13 protein-coding genes and 1 pseudogene are annotated in these 17,287 nt (G+C 43.7%); 7 read left to right on the forward strand and 7 right to left on the reverse strand.

Annotation, left to right across the window (positions count from 1 at the left end):
* Nucleotides 1-123: 123 nt before the first annotated feature.
* Entirely contained in the window at nt 124-1,077 is a 954-nt protein-coding gene (locus H6G03_RS06200) for an NAD-dependent epimerase/dehydratase family protein (RefSeq protein WP_190463144.1), read from the forward strand.
* A 236-nt stretch (nt 1,078-1,313) separates the two neighbouring features.
* On the opposite strand, the gene H6G03_RS06205 is transcribed toward H6G03_RS06200, so the two are convergent.
* The 5 genes from H6G03_RS06205 to folK all read right to left on the reverse strand — a co-directional run bounded on the left by H6G03_RS06205 (nt 1,314) and on the right by folK (nt 7,477).
* Nucleotides 1,314-1,892: a Uma2 family endonuclease gene (locus tag H6G03_RS06205; protein WP_190463146.1), complete on the reverse strand. Its 579-nt coding sequence runs from the start codon at nt 1,890-1,892 to the stop codon at nt 1,314-1,316.
* Between the two features lie 144 nt (nt 1,893-2,036).
* Nucleotides 2,037-4,637 (reverse strand): two-partner secretion domain-containing protein, encoded by a 2,601-nt coding sequence (locus H6G03_RS06210; RefSeq protein ID WP_190463148.1) that lies wholly within the window; start codon nt 4,635-4,637, stop codon nt 2,037-2,039.
* Nucleotides 4,638-4,650: 13 nt separating this feature from the next.
* Complete coding sequence (locus H6G03_RS06215) at nt 4,651-6,084, reverse strand: cryptochrome/photolyase family protein (protein ID WP_190463150.1); 1,434 nt, start codon at nt 6,082-6,084, stop codon at nt 4,651-4,653.
* Nucleotides 6,085-6,377: 293 nt separating this feature from the next.
* Nucleotides 6,378-6,926 carry an NUDIX hydrolase gene (locus H6G03_RS06220; protein WP_190463152.1) on the reverse strand — a complete coding sequence of 183 codons (549 nt, stop codon included), beginning with the start codon at nt 6,924-6,926 and terminating at the stop codon, nt 6,378-6,380.
* A gap of 50 nt (nt 6,927-6,976) precedes the next feature.
* Nucleotides 6,977-7,477, reverse strand: a complete 501-nt coding sequence (gene folK / locus H6G03_RS06225) for a 2-amino-4-hydroxy-6-hydroxymethyldihydropteridine diphosphokinase (RefSeq protein WP_190463154.1) — start codon at nt 7,475-7,477, stop codon at nt 6,977-6,979.
* A 303-nt stretch (nt 7,478-7,780) separates the two neighbouring features.
* On the opposite strand from folK, the gene H6G03_RS06230 reads away from it, so the two are divergent.
* Nucleotides 7,781-8,233 (forward strand): CAAD domain-containing protein, encoded by a 453-nt coding sequence (locus tag H6G03_RS06230; protein ID WP_190463156.1) that lies wholly within the window; start codon nt 7,781-7,783, stop codon nt 8,231-8,233.
* Between the two features lie 282 nt (nt 8,234-8,515).
* Nucleotides 8,516-9,895 carry a hypothetical protein gene (locus H6G03_RS06235; protein ID WP_190463157.1) on the forward strand — a complete coding sequence of 460 codons (1,380 nt, stop codon included), beginning with the start codon at nt 8,516-8,518 and terminating at the stop codon, nt 9,893-9,895.
* Nucleotides 9,896-10,179: 284 nt separating this feature from the next.
* Here H6G03_RS06235 and H6G03_RS39720 read toward each other — a convergent pair.
* Nucleotides 10,180-10,656: pseudogene (locus H6G03_RS39720) on the reverse strand (zinc ribbon domain-containing protein); the annotation flags it as partial.
* A gap of 259 nt (nt 10,657-10,915) precedes the next feature.
* On the opposite strand from H6G03_RS39720, the gene H6G03_RS06250 reads away from it, so the two are divergent.
* From H6G03_RS06250 to H6G03_RS06265, 4 genes are all read left to right on the forward strand, one after another.
* Complete coding sequence (locus H6G03_RS06250; RefSeq protein WP_190463162.1) at nt 10,916-11,752, forward strand: hypothetical protein; 837 nt, start codon at nt 10,916-10,918, stop codon at nt 11,750-11,752.
* 330 nt (nt 11,753-12,082) lie between these two features.
* Nucleotides 12,083-13,384 (forward strand): dicarboxylate/amino acid:cation symporter, encoded by a 1,302-nt coding sequence (locus H6G03_RS06255; protein WP_190463164.1) that lies wholly within the window; start codon nt 12,083-12,085, stop codon nt 13,382-13,384.
* A gap of 85 nt (nt 13,385-13,469) precedes the next feature.
* Nucleotides 13,470-14,342, forward strand: a complete 873-nt coding sequence (locus H6G03_RS06260; protein ID WP_190463166.1) for a thermonuclease family protein — start codon at nt 13,470-13,472, stop codon at nt 14,340-14,342.
* Between the two features lie 106 nt (nt 14,343-14,448).
* A complete protein-coding gene (locus tag H6G03_RS06265; RefSeq protein ID WP_190463168.1) occupies nt 14,449-15,318 on the forward strand; it encodes a slipin family protein in 870 nt (289 codons plus the stop codon).
* Here the strand turns inward: H6G03_RS06265 and H6G03_RS06270 are convergent.
* Nucleotides 15,269-16,522, reverse strand: coding sequence for an FAD-dependent hydroxylase (locus tag H6G03_RS06270; protein ID WP_190463170.1), 1,254 nt, complete (start codon nt 16,520-16,522; stop codon nt 15,269-15,271). The two genes, H6G03_RS06265 and H6G03_RS06270, sit on opposite strands and share 50 nt — an antisense overlap.
* Nucleotides 16,523-17,287: the final 765 nt, after the last annotated feature.

A 17,287-nucleotide genomic window follows, 5' to 3' on the forward strand; every position in this document is an offset into this window, starting at 1 on the left:
CAATTTTTAAGGATAAAATGAAATAATTGAAAATTGTAGATTTCCAATTTCAGATTGTAAATTTAATGTTAATTTTAAATCTGAAATTTTACATCCATACTCATCCATCACTTTAGGCAATTTATGAGTACGAGTATTGTTACGGGGGCTGCCGGTTTTGTTGGCTCTCACTTAGTTGAAGCTTTATTGAACCAAGGAAAGCAAGTCATCGGAGTAGATCATTTTAACGATTACTACGATCCCAGCTTGAAGCAGAAGAATATTGCCAGTTTTGAGAATCACCCAAATTTTAAATTAATCGCGGATGATATCCAATCTGTGGACTGGGCGATCGTACTCGCCGATGCAGAAGTAGTATACCATCAAGCCGCTCAAGCTGGAGTTCGTGCCAGTTGGGGTGATGGCTTCCGCGCTTATACGGAACGGAATATTAACGCCACACAAGTTTTACTGGAAGCAGCAAAAGAAGCCAAAAATCTCCAGCGGTTTGTGTTTGCTTCCTCTTCCTCCGTATACGGAAACGCCGAAACTCTGCCAACTTCCGAATCTGTTTGCCCTCAGCCTGTCTCGCCATACGGTATGACCAAGTTGGCTAGCGAGCATCTGTGCGGACTATATCACAAAAATTTTGGGGTTCCTGTTGCCTCATTACGTTACTTTACAGTCTACGGCCCCCGGCAACGTCCGGATATGGCTTTTCATAAATTTTTTAAGTCTATTCTGTTGGATGAAGCCATTCCGATATACGGTGACGGACAGCAAACGCGAGATTACACTTTTATCAGCGATGCCATTGCTGCTAATTTAGCTGCTGCAACTGCACCAGATGCAATTGGAGAAGTTTTCAATATTGGCGGTGGCAGTCGTGTGGGATTGATGGAAGTGCTGGATACGATGGAAAAAATTGTTGGTCGTCCCATTCGTAGGAATCATATTGAAGCGGCAAAAGGAGATGCGCGTCACACGGCTGCGGATGTGTCAAAAGCCCAAAAATCGATCGGTTATCAACCGAAAGTTTCGTTGTTGGAAGGTTTGACGCGAGAATGGGAGTGGATTCAAAAATTATATGCTTCTTAGGATTTTTTCAAACCCAATTTTTATCTCATATGCGGTAATATCAATTACCTAAAGCGATCCCCCTCTTATCTGCGTTTATCTGCGTTTATCTGCTGACATCTGCGGTAAAAATTTAACCCCTAATTCCCACAAACAATTTTGGGATCGCTCTTGCACTTAGGAAAGAAACCCAATATTTATAAATTCTGTTGGGTTTCACTGTCGTCCAAACCAACCTACAGTAGAAAAGTTTGCGCTCAAAAAAGCGGTAAATTTAAAACAAATCCAGGTAAGACATCTTCTCCTGATAAACTTGCGGGTAATTGAATTATTTCAACGGTTTGATTCGGACGATATATTTCTACCTGTTGTGCTTGGGGATTAATCAACCAACCTAACCGCAAACCACTTTCGAGATATTCCTGCATTTTTTCTTGCAGTTGGGTGAGCGAGTCGGTACGAGAACGCAACTCGATCGCAAAATCAGGACATAATGGGGGAAATTTCTCTTGTTCTTCGGGGGTTAGAGATTCCCAGCGTTCGTTAGCGACCCACGCGACATCGGGAGAACGGTCTCCCCCATTCGGTAAACTAAATATAGTAGAAGAACTAAAGACTCTTCCCAGTTGAGTTTGACGATTCCACAACCAAAGTGGGCCGTTTAAATCTGCTTCTCGGTTTCCACTAACTCCACCGACGGGAGGCATAATTACTAATTCTCCTTTAGCTGTTCGTTCGAGTTGCCAATTTTGATTGTCTTGGCAGAGTTGGTAAAATTGCTCGTCGCTTAAGCTAACGTTTTTTAAGTTTAAGATAACTGGAGTGGCAGTAATCATTGTTTAAGATTCCAAATGCTTATAAAATGCCGTAATTTAAAACCTGGATACTCTTACTATATCACCACCCGATGCCATAACCACCTTATCAATACTTTTAATCACAGATAACTGCCAATCAATACAGATGAATGCAGATAAATTTTATTGGCAATTCGGATAATCCAGAAAAGCAGAATGGGGGCTAACATTGGGTACTTCAGCAGTAAGGATAGCTTTGCCATTTGGAGAAATAACCCATCCTTGTGCTTCGACAATTTGGGTAGTAGGTAGCGGGTAGTAGGTAATGGCTGAAGAACTATTGTTACTCCCTACATTTCGTAAATCTACCCAAATTGCATCGCTGTTTAGAGATTCCATAGGACTGGGTGGCAAACCGCCTCTGCCAATAACGGTGAATGTACTCGATCGCCTATCAGCAGAACAGCTTTGCTTAATCTGCGCTTCAGTATTGGTAACTTTTACTGGCGGAATATCAGGAGGGGTAATCGTATTTACCCCTTGGATATTCGTCGAACCGCTAGCAAAAATTCGGCTATCTGGAGATAGAAAAACTCCTTGAGTTATCAGGCTGATATTAGCACCAGGGCCAGCAAAATTATTAGCAATAATTTTGCTACTTTCCAATGCAGCTAAAGTATCAGCGACAATATTAATGTTAGTACCTGTATTTTCAATGGGAACTACCGCATAGGCGGATATATTGCTATTATTCCGCATCTGGATAGAACGTGCGCTGAGAGAAACATTGCCGCCTTCCCTACCAAGAGATATCGCACTCATACCGCTATCACCAATCAGATGGATATCGCTAGCTTGGATATTAATATTGCCAGCTTTTCCCTGAGCGATCGCTTGTAGGTTGGGAAAACTGCTCGCGTTTATAAATCCTGTATTTCCGATACTTAAAATATCAGTGGGTAGTTGTATATTTCCCACATATCCACTTGCGAGAGTAGCAGCTACTAAACCAGTCGGTATCATTTGTGCTAGATTCTCTGTTAGTTTTAGCGACTCCGCGCTTATTGTGAGGTTTCCTTCTCCTCCCGCACCGTAAGTTCCTACCCCAATGTAGGAGTTTTGGATATCTTCGATCTTAATATTGCCAGCTTTAACCTGATTGATCAATTCTATAATTGGTAAACTGCTGACGTTTATAAATCCGCCATTTCCGATCGTTAAAATATCGCTAGCGATCGTTATATTTCCAGCATTTCCAGTTCCGAGAGTAGCAGCTACCAAACCAGCAGGTTTCAATTTTTCTGGATTGCCTGTTAGTTCTACAGAGTCCGCACGAATGGTGAGGTTTCCTCCTTTTCCTGCACCAGAAGTTCCCACTCCGATGTAGGAATTATCTCGCAGAATTAATCTACCTGTTGATATTGTCACATTTGCTGCATCTCCAGACTCGCTAGACGCACCCCCCAATAAGGTAATGTGATTAATATTGTCAGCATTAGTCATCTCTACCGAATCTCTTGCGTTGACAGTTAAGTTTCCGCCTTTTCCTGCACCATCTGTAGAAACTACAACAAATCCCCCATCTCGGATAATCAAAGAACCAGTATCAATTATCAAATTGCCAGCATTCCCATCCGCAGAAGTCGCTGCCCTCAATATACTGTTATTTCCTTCGGCATTTATACCTGAAACTTCTAATTTTTCCTTGGCACGAACGTTAATAATTCCTCCCGAACCGAAGCTATAAGTACTGGTTGATACTACCGAACCATCTTTGATAATTAACTGAGAAGCTTGGATAGAAAGAGTTCCAGCTTTTTGATTTTCTAGGGTATCGGCAATAATAATTGAGCTATCCCTAAGCTCAACTTTGTCGCCGATGATTTGGATATTACCGCCACCAGAACCGCTGGTCGATAAGCCAGAACTTTGAGAAAATTCCACATTTCCCATTATGGATGAAGGATTGGCGATCGAGAAGGAATCTAAAATGGATTGATTTTGCGGTGTTCTGATTTCTCCATTGTCGATCGCACCGATGAAAACCTGTCCTTGGGATGCTCTTATTAAGCCTCCTTCACTCCTCACTTCACCACCCAAAAGCGCTAAAGTTCTTCCTGGCTGCACTCCGAAAGCGAGGTCGGTATTTAAAATTCTTTGCTGGTAGTCGATCACCTCTTCGGGAGTATCTAATTGTTCTTGTGAAGGCGGTCTGATTCCCGACCCTAGCACCCTAATCAGTCCTGTGTTTGGCTGATGGTTGAGTTGCAAACCAACGGGTACGCTGACGCTTAACAAAGGTGCAGTATCTGCTGATGGTTTGGTGTAAAAAGCTCTACCATCTGCAAAAATAACACTTTGGGCTGTACTGGCTAAAAACGATCCGCCTATATTCAGCCTTGCATTAGGGCCAAAAATAATTCCATTTGGATTGAGCAAAAATAAATTAGCCTTTCCGTTGGCTCGAAGTACACCATCAATGTTAGAAATTGAGTTACCTGTTACTCGACTGAAAATATTTTGAATATCCAGAGTATTATTAAAATAAGCAGTGCCGCCAGCAGGGACAGAAAATTCTCCAAAGCTATGGAATAAATTAGTACCTGCCCTAGTTCCCCCTTCAATGAGGCTGGTGTTGCCTTGTGGTGTAACGCTAGAATTTACAGGCAAAGTTGCATCCGGGACAATTTGTGCTGAAGCTTTGTAGCTTGAATCATACTCAGCTAATAAAAAAAACAAGGCACTGCCTAACACAGACCCAAATCGCAGCGTAAAAAGTTTCATAAAATAAGTCAATTTACGAATCTGTTTTCTGCTGACTGTATCGATTTTTGAATTCTCGCTGCTGTTGATTGTGATCCACGATAGGCTGAGGATAACCAAAAGCTTGACGTTGTAAGGGTGAAATTTTTCCCGTTAGCAAGGACTCTGTATCGACAGTCCGCAATTCTGGCACCCATGTTCTAATATACTCTGCTTTCGGGTCGAATTTCTGGGCTTGGGAAGCTGGATTGAAAATTCTTACTGGTTTGGGGTCCATTCCGCTGGAAGCACTCCACTGCCAACCACCATTGTTTGCAGATAGATCCCAATCGTATAGCTTTTGCTCGAAGTATTTTTCTCCCAAACGGGGATCTATTAACAAATCTTTAGTGAGAAAATTGGCGACTATCATCCGACAGCGGTTGTGCATCCATCCGGTTTCGTTCATTTGTCGCATGGCTGCATCGACAATTGGATATCCGGTTTTGCCTTCGCACCAAGCTTGAAAATGTTCTGGTTTATTGTCGTAAGGAAATGTTTTGAAGACTTGGCGAAATGCACCTTCTGCTAATTCTGGAAACCAATACATTGCGTGTTGATAAAATTCTCGCCACGCCAGTTCTTGCTGCCATGTTTTTACGCCAGCTTGTGCTTGTTCGCGATCGCTTTTTTCCATTGCTGCATTGCTAGCTGACCAAACTGTGCGGATGCCGATCGCACCAAATTTCAGTGCCGCACTCAGTCTGGATGTGGCGTCAACAGATGGAAAGTTACGCTGTTCTTGATATTCAAAAATTGCTGATTCGGAAAATTCATACAGTCTTTTTTGTGCGGCTTTTTCTCCTGGTTTCAACAGCAATTCATTCTCCCAAACGAATCCCAGTTCTTTTGCTGTCGGCAATGCGATCGCACCTACTGTTTGCGCTATTTCTATTTCCGCTTCAGTTAAATTTATCTGATTTTGGAATATTTTGGCAGGCTGAGCTTTTGGCTTGTTTATCCAGTTTTTCCAAAATGGTGTATAAACAGTGTATGGTTGCTGAGAACCTGTGCGAATTTCTGTTGGTGGGTGCAATAATTGATCCCAGAAGTTTTGCACGGCAATGCCTTTTTCTTTGAGAGCTTCGGTAACTGTGCGATCGCGCTCTTTTGAGTATGGTTCTACATCCCAATTCCAGAATACAGCTTTGGCGTTGAGAGCGGCTGCTAAATTTGGTATCGCTTTGCTTGGCTCATCATTTAATATCAACAACTGGCTACCGACTTCGGCATACCGCTCTTGCAATTCTTGCAAACAGCCAATCATGTAGGTAACTCTTGCTGGGGCAACATTATCTCTATGTAAAATGTTGCTATCTAGACAAAAAACGCCTATGACTTTTTGGCTTTGCTCCTGTGCGACTGCCAGTCCTAAATTATCTGAAATACGTAAATCGCGACGATGCCAGAAGAGAATTAAATCAGACATATCAATTTTGGATTTTGGATTTTGGATTTTGGATTACAAATTTATCTAGATTAAGTCTTGTGGGAATCGGGGGTTAATTTTTTACCGCAGATGAACGCAGATAAACGCAGATAAGAAAGCGATTTTTTTAGGCAACCGATGCTCCCGGATATGATAAGAGGAGAGGGGTTAGAGTTTAGGGGAGAGGGAAGAAGGGAAATTTTGACTTTTGACTTTTGACTTTTAAATCGATCGTGCCTAACACACCCTACATTTAAATAATATCGCTTGATTCAAAATCCAAAATTCAAAATCTAAAATAGGAATGGACGAGCTAGGAAAAAACTAGAAATAGATTTTGCGTCTACAGGTTCCCCTGCCAAAATTGCTTTTTCCAATTCTTCTGGAGTCATCAAAACTGTTTCCATATCTTCGTCGGCGTCTTGGTCTGGTGGCGTTTCCAGCAATTCTAAATCTTGAGCGAGAAAAGCATAGATGATTTCATCAGAATAACCGGGACAAAGGAAAAATTGTCCTAATTTTTGCCATTTGCGAGCGCGATAACCTGTTTCTTCTTCTATTTCTCGCTTAATAGTTTCGGCTGGGTCTTCATTTGGTTCGATCGTGCCAGCCGGGAACTCCAACAAACGTCCTTGGGCAGCAAAGCGATACTGACGCAAAAGTACCAGTTTACCTTCTGCCGTTACCGGTACGGCGAGGGCTCCACCTGGGTGACGGATACATTCCCAGTCGCCTTCAGCGCCGTTGGGGAGGCGCAGGCGGCTGACATCAAAGTTGAATTTGCGACCCCGGTAAAAAAGGCGTTGCGAGAGGAGTTCTGGTGTTTCTGGAGCAAATCCCATATTGATTTTGGATTTTGGATTTTGGATTGAATTTGCAGGCTTGTAGTGATTCAATCGGCAAGCGTTAACCGACGGACACCAGAACAGTCTACAGCTTGAAGGAGTTGTGCGATCGTCTTTCCTGAAATCGGTTCGATCCAGTCTGGGGCAATTTCCGCTAAAGGTACCAGCACAAAAGCTCTTTCTTTGATACCAGGATGAGGTAACTGGAGAGTGGGAGTGTTGAGGATAATATCATCAAATAGCAATAAGTCAATGTCTAATGTTCTTGGCCCCCAACGTTCCCTGCGGATACGACCGAATTGAGCTTCAATTTCCAATAGACGATCTAATAACTGCTGGGGACTCATGTAGACTTGTATCACGGCAGCGCCATTCAAATAATCTGGCTGAGGTGGCCCCACAGCTTCAGTTTGATACCAATTCGATCGCGCTAGCAGACTGATTGCCGGTGTTTGGTGCAGTATTTCGAGGGCGGACTCCAGAATAGTACGGGAATCACCCAGATTACTGCCGAGAGCGATAGCGCATTGCCCAGACTGTACAATCACACATTACTTCCTCATTGCCTGTATCGATCGCTAGATTAGCTTTTGAGCGGTTTGGAAAGAAAGCCGACTGTAGAAAATTCGGGAGTAATCCTTAAGAAGGACGCTGTAACGGGGACTGATGGCTTTTACTGGGATCGTAAGGCTATGGCTGTGCTACCAACGAACACAGCTGCCCTTTTGGAACAAATATATTCCCGAACTACCAAAAACTGTTTTGCAAAGCTAGTTAAAGTTCTGCTGCAAGCATGGTCGCCTCCTAGCTAACATAACCAAGGTTGTACTTATCGTTATCGAGATATCAACATGGAAACCAAGCAACCCCAAGTGCAACAAACTGATACCCCCAAAGTAGAGGTTACCGTCCAAGGAACCGATACGGCTCCCTTGGCGAAACTTCCTCCAGCCGACTCTTCTGCTAACGTTCAGTGGCAGGAGTACTGGGATCAGTTTGTTTTGTATCTGTCTAATCTGCAAGATTACCTGGGTGTTTTCTTTGTAAAATACCAGAAACCCCTAGTGGCTGTTGGATTGATTGTGGCTGCCTTTGTCAGCGTCAAGGTAACGCTGGCAGTCCTGGAAGCCCTCAACGATATTCCCTTGCTGTCGCCTTTCTTTGAACTGGTGGGGATCGGCTACTCTGGTTGGTTTGTATACCGCTACTTACTCAAGGCGTCGAGTCGGCAAGAATTGACTGAGGAACTCAACACGCTGAAAAATCAAGTTTTGGGAGGCAGCTCTGGAAACGTCGGCAAATAAAGCAGCTGGAGAAGACTTTTCTGAAAGCTGCTGAAGTTTGACATCGCAAGAACGTCCGGGATGGCTCGGACGTTTTTGTTTTTTACCTCTTTCATCGGTAAAATGCGTCTGTGGAGGGAAACATTTTAGGCTTGTCCGATCGCAAGTTAGTAATATAGGAATCGCCAAGGCAGTTAGGACGTTCTTAATTCCACCTCTCTCTCCTCCTTCTCCTTTTTCTCTAGTCCCCAGTCCCTAGCTCCGACGCCCTAGCTATATGCCCAGCCGAAAAACAGTTTAGCGATGAACAGCAAAGAACAACAAGCATCTGAGCTTAATGATGGCCTCAAGTCACCTTCATCAACAAATACTCCTGAAAAGTCATCTTGGTTCCTGGAATTTGCCAAGATGGTGACGGAAATCAGCACAGCATTTGCCAACACCGCTTCCCAAACTGGTAAGGTAATCGTGGATACGGCTGTGGGTGTTGGCGAAGCGATCGGCTATACGACTTCCCAAACGGGTAAAGCTGTGGTAAACACAGCATCTGGTGTAGGGAAAGCGATCTGCGACACTACCTCTGAAACTGGCAAAGCTGTGGTGAATACGGCATCTGGTGTAGGGGATACGATCTGCCAGACTACCTCGCAAACGGGGAAAACAGTTGTGGAGACAGCGACTGCGATCGCACAGACAACCGCCAAACAAACTTATAATCTGTTCGAGCAGGCCACTCAAAAAGCGGGGGAAACTATTAGCTTCGTCTCCGATAACTGGTTGTTGCGAAGATTGAGCGGTGTGTTTCGCTTAGATTGGTTGGTAGGTGCTGCCGATAGTGTTGACCTCGCCAAAGCAGAGGCAGATGTGAGAAAGCTGCAAAAAGAATATCCAGAAGAATCACCCAGCCAGATCGCGCACCGGATTATGGTGGAAAAAGCGGTTTATGCTGGCGGTGTGGGACTGGTTAGCAGCATTTTACCGGGAGAAGCTTTGCTTTTGTTCGCTCTGGATTTGGCCACAACCACGAAGTTACAGGCGGAAATGATTTATCAGATTGCCGCTGCCTATGGGCTAGATTTGAAAGAGCCAGCACGTAAGGGCGAAGTTTTGGCTATTTTTGGGTTGGGATTGGGCGGTAGTCGCGCTGTGAAGGCGGGTTTGGGTATTCTGCGAAATGTACCGCTTGCCGGCGCTGCGATCGGTGCTTCTTCCAATGCGGTTATGCTATACTCCTTGGGCTATGCGGCTTGTCGGTTTTATGAAGCTAAGTTAAACGCACCTACTGCTGTAACAACGCTGGCAGATTTGGAGATCGGAAGCGATAGTTACTTAGAAACTGCGATCGCGCAACAAAAAGTAATGGATGGTATTTTGGTTCACGCGATCGTCGCCAGTCATCCAGAAAAATCTTGGTCAGAAATTCTACCTCAGTTACAAACTTTCAACCTCAGCCAAACTTCTTTAGAAACAATTGCTGCTAATATCCAGTCGCCTCAACCTTTAGATACGCTTTTGGCTCAGCTTAACCGCGATTATGCCATTCCTCTGCTGGCTCAGTGTTACAGAATCGCTCAGGCCGATCGTGTCATTACCCCAGCAAAAAATGAACTAATGCAAAGAATTGCCGAGAAATTCGATCTTGACTTAAATGGAATTAGGGAAATGGTGAAACCGCAAAGCTAGGTTTTGCAGAGGTCACTAAAAATAAAAGCTTGTTTTGAGTGATATATATCACTCAATGTGATAAATATTATCACAAGTACTTATCCCAATAGATCACAAGTACCTGTAGACAGATTGGTCATATTGGGGAAATACGAGTGTTTTGGCTGTCGATGCAGGTGATGAGGAGTATATGAAAACAATCTTAACAATTAAATGGCTCATGGAGACGATCGCGCTGCAATTTCTTGCCCTGAGCTTGGCGTCGCTGTTGCTGATGTGGTTTGCTAGATCCGGATGGTGAACTACCTACACTGACCTTTGGTACAGTGTAGGCTTCCCAACTCATTGGGGATTGCCTCGGACTTGGTGGATTTTTTACGTCCAGAAGTCTTTGGTCTTACATCCCCTCCTTGGGCAGAAGCGCTAGTTCCTAATGCCAAAAGTCGCAATCCTTCATTTCTAATATTTATTGCAGCATTAACATCTCTATCATGCTGTTTCTAACAGTGAGGACAATCTACAAACCTTACTACCAATGAATCATAACCGTTTTGCAGCATTGGGATTGATAGTAGGGTCTCACTACAAAGTTGAGATGATGGGAAGAAACGACCTATTTCAAGATAAGTGTGTCCAAATCTTTCAGCTTTGTATTTGAGCATGGTTTGAAACATCCCCCATACTTTGGCACTAATAGCTTTTGCTAAGTTGGGATTTCTCACCATGTTTTTAACTGCTAAATCTTCTACACAAATAACTTGGTTTTCGTATGACAACCTAAGACAAATATTTTGTTCGTTTCCACCATGTTTTCTTCCCTCGCTGTTTAACCTCTTGACTGGGGGCTAGGGCGTCGGGGTTATGGCGTCGGGGAAGAAGGAAGAGGGAGCGGGGGTGCGGGAGAACGAGATAGCGGGAAGAAATTCTTAATTTTGACTTTTGACTTTTGACTTTTGACTTTTGACTTTTGACTTTTGACTTTACCCAGCCGCTGTCAAGAGCGTTATCCTGATGAGGGACGCCCTTACCAAAACACCAATGATCAAAAGATTAGCAATAACGTTGTGTTTGTTGACAGGTTCGATCTGGGGGAGTGGCTATATACCGACTGCACTAGCTGCCGATCCCGTTCCCGTCACCGCCACGCCAGAACAGATTTTGGGAAATCCTACTCTGAGTTTGCAAGATTTGCCGCCTGGGTTTAAGGAACTGCCACCCCAGATAGCAGCTGAAGTCAGTTCCAAGTTTGAAGGTCTCAGACAGCAGCTGATCGAAGCCGGGATGAAGCCGAATAAGTTCTTTGCTTACGTACATCCGCAAACTTTTCAAATAGTTTTCGGTTTTACCGGTACGATCGCGAATCAGCCCGATCGAGCTAATTTCGATGCTATTATCAAGCAGATTCAGGAACCGGAGTACCAGCAAGAACTAATCGCTCAATATAGGGAAGCCCTGAAGTCAAGACAGGGAATTGAGATTTTGGAGTACGGTATTATCCCGGAACTGAATAATGTTGCGGAAGCTTCAACGGGTATGACCGTATCTGTGTCGATGCAAGGGCAACCGTTACGTCTGGATGTAGCTGCGTTTCGTCGTAGCAATGTGGGAGCTTTTACGGGTATTATGTACCCCAAGGATCGAGTACCGACGGCCCAGTTGGGCGCGATCGCCCGCCTGTTAGACAATCGGATTTTACAGGCATCTTCTGGAGTCAGTCCCACAGATACAGTCGATCCTCAGATTAGCCCAACGACTACTGGTACAACCGATTCTGGCGTTATTCCGACAACTGGCACAACCGATCGCGCAGTCAGTCCCACTATTGATACAGGCGATTCCAGTGTCGATCGTCCCGGCGCAGAAGAAATTAGATAACCAAAAGATTTTTCTTTACGGCGTCGCTGAAGCTATGACGCCGTAGCTATTTTATAAAATATTGTTTTTGAGTAAAACTTACCATATTTGTGTCATTTTAAAAATATATAATTAGTAAATTTAAATAAATTACAGAATAAATTAACAATTAAAGCAGTAAAAATTAAAGAAAAGATATTTCATTTTAGTGCTATATTGTATTTAATTTTGGTGATTAACTTTAATTAATTGTCACTTAAACTCAGAAGCAACTTTAACTGCAAAGAAGTATGGCCTGAGCAAAAGTTAGTTCTAGTATGAAAGCATAAGTGAAAAATCGGAAAAACGAGCATGATAGAGGCTGAAAGCAAAACTAGCCACTGGTGGCAGCGTATACCACTCTATTTGCAGATTGCGATCGCCCTGATCCTGGCAGTGTCGGTAGGGATTTTATTGGGTGGGGGAAACCCCGCAGCAGGTAATATCGCCCTCATTAACAACCTTGCAGTTCCCTGCGACTTGGTGCTGAAGATTTTGCGTGCCCTCGCTACACCATTGATTTTGTTAGCAGTAGTCCACACATTCCTCACCGCCAACATTCCCGGAACCGCAGGAAGACGTCTGTTCGTCTTGCTATTAACGAATACCACAGTTGCGATTCTGATCGGTCTTTTAGTTGCCAATATCTTGCAACCGGGCAAATGGGGTCAGATCCGTGCCCCAGAGGGGTCAGCTGACAACATTAAGAATCTCGATCCTTGGGCATTACTGCAAAATATGGTGCCTAGTTCCGTTGTTGAACCCCTTGTGAATAACAACGTCCTTCAAATTATCGTTATCGCTCTCAGTTTTGGAATTGTGCTGCGTGCTTTGAAAAAAGAACAAGTTGCCAGCAACAAAATAAACTATGAGGCACTTGAGTGGGTAATCGGCACTTTATTCGACGCAGTGGTACGCATTTTGGAATGGGTGATTGCCCTCATACCCCTGGCAGTTTTTGGTATCGTTGCCAAAACAGTTGCTTTAGAGGGTTTCACACCATTTAAATCTCTGGGTGCTTTAATTATCGCCGTGCTGGTGGCGCTATTTTTGCAAGCCTGCTACTACTTGATCCGGGTAAAAATTGGTTCCTGGGTAAATCCGCTACAGTTCTTAACAGGTGGATTCGATGCGTTTATGACAGCGTTTTCGACTTCTTCCTCAACTGTGACAATGCCCATCACATTTCGGGTTTTGCAAGAAAAAATTGGTTTGCGAGAATCTTCCGCTTCTTTGGGGGCATTAGTCGGCAGCAATTTCAACAACGACGGTACAGCACTTTACGAAGCGATGGCGGCTTTGTTTATTGCCCAAGTTTTGAATCGAAATCTCGATTTGTTGCAGCAGTTAATTGTGGTGTTAACCTCCGTTTTTGCTTCTGTGGGTGCAGCTGGCATTCCCAATGCGGGGTTGGTAACAATGACGCTAGTGTTTAGTTCGGTTGGTTTGCCAACACAGTACATTGCTTTGCTGATTACTGTAGACTGGTTTCTCGATCGCTGTCGCACGGCGATTAACGTTATGGGCGATATGACTGTCAGCGCTTTGCTTGATGGCAAGCAAAAAAAGCCAGATGTTGAAATGATTGGCTCTGAATCAGAGCAACTAGAATAAGTACCCTGCGGGGTGATTTTAAATTTCATCCGCTCTGTAAAGATCTGAATTAATAGCAAAAATTTTCAATCGATCGAACTCAGTTATGTCATCACCTTTTTATCGCCCAATTCTAGGTAATTTTGTGATTATCGGCAAGCAACCTGATGGAGATTCCATCCGCTTTGTTGCAGATAATCCCAATCTTTATCAATACCTTCACCGCGCTTATCGCATTAAGCCTTCCCGTGTGGACGGTAGCGTACAATTACGTCTGGAGGGAATCGACGCACCCGAAACTCATTACGGCAAAGCCGCTCAACCTTTGGGCAAAGAAGCACGCGATCGCTTTTTAGACTGGATTGGTTTTAAAAATATTGAATACAAAAAGAACGAAGTTCTCAATTCCGAGCCGAATACTGTACCGGGAGCTATTCTGACAAAGGCAGCCGATGCTAACGGTCGTCCTATTTCTTATGTAATTCTACAAACAGACGGTTTAGAAGATCAAAAATGGGTGATGGTTGATGATGAACTGTTAGAAAAAACAGCAAACTACCATATGATTTCTACAGGATATGCTTATTATACGGTTTATACTTCTACACCGTTCACTCATCGGCAGCTACTGCGTAGAGTAGCTGAAACTGCGCGAGAAAAAAAACTTGGTATTTGGAAAAAAGATACAACAAGCGAGTTTATTTTAGATGATGCAGAAGATATAGGCCCTAAAGGACAATTAATTCTGCCCAAGCTGTTCCGTCGTTGTACAGATTATTTAAAAGCTGTAGAAGATGGCTTTCGCGGCAATTTAGAAGATTGGCTAATCGATACATCTAAAATGCTTTCGCGCAACGAGAACGATCGCTTGGTTCTGAAAGATTCTACAGAAGTGCGGCTAAGCGAAATTTTGGAGCAAAGAAACAGCAAAATAGTTTTCCAAGCAGATTTACTTGACATCACTTTCGTGGAAAAATAGCTATTTTTTAATGATTTCCACAAAGATAGGTTTTGTTAAGCCAGGACAACCAACCTACCTTTAGCGAAAGCTAAAATAGAGTTAGCCGAATTTGGCTATAACAAATATGGGACAAACAATAGGTCTTTTAGTATTCCTCGGTTATCTCATCCTTTCCGGTCTGAAACTAGACCGGGAATATCAACGGGGCGTTATCTTTCGCCTGGGTAGAAGTAAGGGAATAATGGGGCCAGGTATGTACTGGGTTATTCCCTTTGTAGACCAAAAAACCCAGGTGGATATTCGCACCAAAACTGTGAATATCGAACCGCAAGAAACGGTCACTGCTGATAGCGTTACGATTCGAGTTAATGCTGTACTCTATTACCGAATTCTTGACGCGATGAAAGCGATTACTAAAGTCGAGAATTATGAAATGGCGGTTTATCAAACAGCATTGACGACTTTACGCAATGTCGTCGGGCAAAATATGCTGGATGATGTATTGCAAAATCGGGATAAAATTAACACGAAAGTGCAAGAAATTGTTGATGAAATCACCGAACCTTGGGGAATCGTGATCGAACGGGTGGAAATGAAAGATGTGGAAATTCCCCCTAATATGCAGCGGGCGATGGCAAAAGAAGCCGAAGCATTGCGAGAAAAACGCGCTCGGATAATTAAAGCTGCGGCTGAACAGGAAGCTTCCATTAAGTTAGCGGAAGCCTCCCGAAATATTTCTGCTAATCCGGCGGCGTTGGAGTTACGAAGATTGCAAATGCTAACGGAAATTGGGGCAGAAAATAACACAACAACGATTATTATGATGCCGTCGGATATTGTGCAAGCTGCTAAAACTTTACCTGCAATGCTGGCTAATAATAATCAGACAGCTTTGCCGAAAGGGAATGAAACTGAAGCACTTCCTTTTCAGCCAGAAGTATTTCTTAACAGCGGGAAGCGAGTTGCGGAGGACGACCTCTCAGACCAGTCATAAGTTGCAGTGCATAAACTTTAATTGGCGGAACTGTTCGGAGTATCCATAAGCCGAATCGACGCATGGCGACTACTGGTAACCAATTGTTAGAAAAAACGCGATCGAGAAAATCTGTAAATCCCAAAATGGCTAGGTTTTCTCGTTTTCGCCAACTTTCGTAGCGTTTGAGGACTTGGATATCGCCGATATCTTTGCCTTGTTGGTGGGCAGTTTGGATAATTTCAGCTAAAGCACCTGCATCGCGAATTCCCATATTAATTCCCTGTCCGCCGACGGGGTGGCAGCAGTGGGCGGCGTCGCCAATTAAAGCTAATCTGGGGAGAGTGTAGCGATCGCTCTGCATCAACTGCACTTTAAACAAAAATCGCGACCCCTCCAACTCCAAACGCCCCAACAGTCCGCCCATCCGGCGTTCCAGTTTCTCGATAAATTCCTTTTCGTCTAATACTCTCAACGCTTCCGCTTCCGCGTGAGGTGCAGTCCAAACTACGCGACAGCGATTTCCCGGTAGCGGTAAAATTCCTGTTGGGCCGCTAGGCCAAAAACGCTCAAAAGCAGTGTTATTGTGCGGTTTCTCTGTTTTAATTGTAGCCACAACGCAAGATTGCCAATACTGCCAACCGCGAGTGCGGATACCAGCGGATTCGCGGATGCGCGATTTGGCACCATCTGCGCCTATCAGCAAGCGGGTGCGGATTTTGGATTTTGATATTTCTCCGACCGTAGCAACTTCTAATTCCACAGCATCGGCTTGATATTCAGCTTTTATCACTTCAGCCGGACACAGCCACGAGACATTCGGGCAATTTTGCGCTAACTCCTGCAAGCAAGTCAGCAGGACTTGGTGTTCTGCGACATAGCCCAGCGCCTCTGTGCCCAAATCGGTGGGGTAAAATTGCACCACACCGGGATGGTCGGTATCTGATAGACGAATATGTCGATAAGTGACGATTTGGGGCAATATTTTGTCCCAAATGCCGATTCCTTGAAAAATTCGTTCCGAAAGCAGGGAAATGTTATAAGCTTGTCCTTTTGCCGCCGCGACAGACTGAGGTTTTGCTTCCATCAGGATTATTTTCAGCCCGGAGTCTTTTAAGGCACAGGCGAGGGTGAGTCCGGCAATACCGCCGCCGACGATGGCTAAGTCGCAGTCATAGCCCAGTTGCGGTGTGGATAGGGTTTCAGCTAGCTGTTCCAGGGCCATTTTTAAGAAAAGTTGGGAAACTATTAAGGATATATACTTAATTTTATTGTGACGGAAAGAAGCGATCGCTTTCAAGGTCGATGAGCGACTGCTTTACAGCCGTTTTCAGGCCACTGAGGTACAGAGAAACGCGGTAAAAGCTCTTATTTAGCTTGTTCTGGGGTGTAGCTGATTCGATCTCCCAGTCAGACCCACGTCCCTAAACACACAAAGGTCGAATGGGATTGATTCTTAATTTTTAGTAAAGACATTGGAATTTTCTTGCAAAAATCTGTTTCATAATGTAATAATTTTACTTAAGAGGGATGCACTTACAAAATTGCTTTATTACTGAGATATTCTCGATCGAACAGAAGTTATCTTATCCCAAACAGTTCCAAATATTTTTTGTGATTGTTTTCGATTGTGTAAAACCTAACTTTTTGAAAAAATAAATAATCATATTCTTAAATAAGCCGAATTTTAGCTTAGTTTTTTGCTAACCTGATGATTTCGTTGAAGTTACCTAATGTAAATTTTACTTTAAAAATGTAAAAAAACAATTACAAATATGAGAAAAAGTAGCCACAGATTTAATGATTTTTTTTCTTCGCTTAATTGCCAATATTTGGCAGTTAGCAAAAAAATGTCTAACCGAACTGTATTGGTCTGCCGGGACACTTAACCCCTCGTTTTATAGCGAAAGTCGGATCGATCGGACTAAAGAAGTTTTGCTAAGAGAATTTTCCCTATGAGCGACAGAGTTACAGATGTGGCAGGCTTTCA

The sequence above is a fragment of the Aerosakkonema funiforme FACHB-1375 genome, from assembly GCF_014696265.1.
Taxonomy (GTDB): Bacteria; Cyanobacteriota; Cyanobacteriia; order Cyanobacteriales; family Aerosakkonemataceae; genus Aerosakkonema; species Aerosakkonema funiforme_A.